The sequence below is a fragment of the Chryseobacterium sp. VD8 genome (assembly GCF_037149975.1).
GTDB lineage: Bacteria > Bacteroidota > Bacteroidia > Flavobacteriales > Weeksellaceae > Chryseobacterium > Chryseobacterium indicum.
Genome location: NZ_JBBCQL010000327.1, coordinates 1 through 3,445, shown reverse-complemented (window position 1 = coordinate 3,445; position 3,445 = coordinate 1). Strand labels below are relative to the sequence as shown.

Genomic DNA, 3,445 nt, shown 5'->3' with positions numbered 1-3,445 from the left:
ATTGAAAAGCATATTTCAACGTATATTTATATTCCTGAAGCAATTGGTTTTTCCAGACGTGCGCTTTAAAATACCACAATTTCTCTGTGAAATTCAGCTTTTTAAAATTAATTTTCTGAATCTGCGCATTGAATATCTGCATGATTTCGGCACGATCTTCATCATTTTTCACATAACCTTTTGTCAGCATTTCACTGTACAGTTTCAGTGAAAGATTGGATAATTCTGTTGCATAATGATTCTGTTTGCTGATTTCTGTAGACTGTCTGATCAGTTCATCGGCTCTACCTTCAATACTCCGTGTAATAAACTGGGATTCAATCACTTTTTCAAGGTCGATAATTTCCGAAGCAATACTTTTTTCATCCAATTCCAACGCAGTCTGTTTTGCTTTATCTAAAATTTTTAAAGCCTGTTTATACAAACCTTTCTGATACAGAATATTCGCAAAATCCAATTGTTCGCGCAGTTGAATTCTGTAATTCTGATGACTCGGGTTCATTCGTAAACTCACCAGAATCTGCTTGTAAAGATGTGCTTTCAGGTTCGATAACTGTTGTTTTGTCGAAATTTTTTTGTTGATGATGATATGTTCATCGTATTCCTTCATCTTATCCAGTTCTGAAAAAAGAAGAAGAAATTTGGCGTCCGCGTTAATTCCGAGACGGTTTACATACAAGGTGAATTGCCTTTTTTCTGAAGTTGTCAGAGATTTGATGAGTACGAATAAAAAATCTTTATGCAATTCTGCCATTGTAAATTTTTAAAATTTAAAATAATGATAATCAAATAATTGAAATTAAAATACAATATTTCGAGTATTGTATTTTTTATAAAAACCGAAACTGAATAAACGTTTCATCTTTTTAGTTTTGAATCAAAATTAAGTAAAAACTTCATTATGAAATCCGAAAAAGTCGAAATTTTTGATACAACACTGCGTGATGGAGAGCAGGTTCCCGGCTGTAAATTAAATACCGAGCAAAAATTAATTATAGCCGAAAAACTGGATGAACTGGGAGTAGATATAATTGAAGCAGGTTTCCCGATTTCCAGTCCCGGAGATTTTCATTCGGTTTCGGAGATTTCAAAATTAGTGAAAAATGCGAAAGTCTGCGGATTGACAAGAGCCAATCAGAAAGATATTGATACCGCAGCCGAAGCATTAAAATACGCTAAAAGACCGAGAATTCACACCGGAATCGGAACTTCGGATTCTCATATCAGATTTAAATTCAATTCAAACAGGGAAGATATTGTTGAAAGAGCGGTTCAGGCTGTAAAATATGCCAAATCGTATGTGGAAGATGTAGAATTTTATGCGGAAGATGCAGGAAGAACAGACAATGATTATCTGGCAAGAGTTTGCGAAGAAGTGATAAAAGCAGGGGCAACCGTGCTTAATATTCCGGACACAACGGGATATTGTCTTCCTGAAGAGTACGGTGCAAAAATAAAATACCTGAAAGAAAATGTAAAAGGCATTGATCGCGTGATCTTATCCTGTCACTGCCACAACGATCTGGGAATGGCAACCGCCAATTCTATTGCAGGAGTCATCAACGGAGCGAGACAGATAGAATGCACCATTAACGGATTGGGAGAAAGAGCCGGAAATACGGCGCTGGAAGAAGTGGTGATGATTTTAAAACAGCATCCATATTTAGAATTATATACTGACGTTCAGTCCAAAATGCTCAATCCCATGAGTGTTTTGGTTTCTGAATTGATGGGAATGCCGGTTCAGCCGAACAAAGCGATTGTGGGAGCGAATGCTTTTGCGCACAGTTCCGGAATCCATCAGGACGGAGTGATTAAAAACAGGGAAACTTACGAAATTATTGATCCTGCGGAAGTGGGCGTGAATGCTTCTACCATTGTTTTAACAGCAAGAAGCGGACGTTCTGCTTTGGCATACAGATTTAAACATATTGGTTTTGAAGTCACTAAAAATGAACTTGATTTTCTGTATCAGGAGTTTTTGAAAATTGCTGACGGTAAAAAAGAAGTCAATAATGACGATTTAAGTTCAATGATCGAAAAAGTGACAAGAAAAATAGGGTAACAGAATTGATTCTCCATTACATAAATTAGAATGAATACAAAAAAAACACTGTTTGATAAAGTCTGGGATGCGCACGTTGTAGAGACGATTCCGGACGGACCTCAGATTATTTATATTGATAAACATCTCATCCATGAAGTAACCAGTCCACAGGCTTTTGCGGAACTGGAAGCCAGAAATCTGGAAGTTTTCAGACCGAAACAGATTGTTGCAACTGCGGATCATAATGTTCCGACTTTGGATCAGGATCAGCCGATTCGCGATGCATCATCCAGAAATCAGGTGGAGCAGTTAACGGAAAACTGTAAGAAAAACAACATAGAATTGTATGGTTTAGGACATCAGTATCAGGGAATTGTTCACATCATTGCTCCGGAATTAGGTGTTACACAGCCGGGAATGAGCATCGTTTGCGGAGACAGTCATACTTCTACGCACGGCGCATTCGGCTCGATTGCTTTCGGAATCGGAACAAGTCAGGTAGCGCAGGTTTTTGCGAGCCAGTGTCTGTTGCTGAACAAGCCAAAATCGATGAGAATTACCGTAAGTGGTGAGTTAAATAAAAATGTTCAGCCCAAAGATGTGATTTTATACATTATTTCAAAAGTGGGAACCGACGGCGGAACAGGTTTTTTCTGTGAATATGCCGGAAATGTTTTCGAAGAAATGTCGATGGAGGGAAGAATGACGGTTTGTAATATGAGCATCGAAATGGGCGCTCGCGGAGGAATGATAGCTCCCGATGAAACGACTTTTGAGTATGTAAAAGGAAGAACTTTCGCACCGAAAGGCGAGGAATGGGAAGAAAAACTGGAATACTGGAAAACTTTGAAAACCGATGAAGGAGCAGTTTTTGATGCTGAATTTTCTTTCGATGCTTCGGAAATTTATCCGATGATAACGTATGGAACCAATCCGGGGATGGGAATTTCCATCAGTCAGAATATCCCGAATCCTCAGAACGAATCTGAAGAGAAGGCTTTAAAATATATGGGTTTAAAAGCGGGACAGGCTCTTTCAGACATCAAAGTGAACTATGTCTTTATCGGAAGCTGTACGAATGCGAGAATTGAAGATTTCCGTTCTGCCGCAAATTATGTTAAAGGAAAAAGGAAGTCGGATCATGTTCATGCGTGGCTTGTTCCGGGTTCTCAACAGGTTGCGAAACAGATCTTTGAAGAAGGTTTAGATACGGTTTTTAATGAAGCGGGTTTCCAGATCAGACAACCGGGATGCTCGGCTTGTTTAGCGATGAATGACGATAAAATTCCGGAAGGGGAATATTGTGTTTCTACTTCGAACAGAAATTTTGAGGGAAGACAGGGACAAGGTGCGAGAACGATTCTGGCAAGTCCATTGACGGCTGCAAAAGTTGCTGTG

General features: G+C 39.0%; 2 protein-coding genes and 1 pseudogene. 2 read left to right on the top strand and 1 reads right to left on the bottom strand.

The features are described 5' to 3' along the window. Window positions 1–754: pseudogene (locus WFK35_RS21485) on the bottom strand (hypothetical protein); the annotation flags it as partial. Window positions 755–901: 147 nt separating this feature from the next. Here WFK35_RS21485 and WFK35_RS21480 point away from each other — a divergent pair. Both WFK35_RS21480 and leuC read left to right on the top strand, forming a co-directional pair. Next, window positions 902–2,065 carry a 2-isopropylmalate synthase gene (locus WFK35_RS21480; protein WP_256037903.1) on the top strand — a complete coding sequence of 388 codons (1,164 nt, stop codon included), beginning with the start codon at window positions 902–904 and terminating at the stop codon, window positions 2,063–2,065. A gap of 30 nt (window positions 2,066–2,095) precedes the next feature. Beyond that, on the top strand, window positions 2,096–3,445 hold a 1,350-nt coding region (gene leuC, locus WFK35_RS21475; RefSeq protein ID WP_336734577.1), incomplete at its 3' end, for a 3-isopropylmalate dehydratase large subunit.

Excerpts from the sequence above, each read along its gene's own strand:
- WFK35_RS21480 (WP_256037903.1), top strand. The coding sequence starts at position 902 with ATGAAATCCGAAAAAGTCGAAATTTTTGATACAACACTGCGTGATGGA.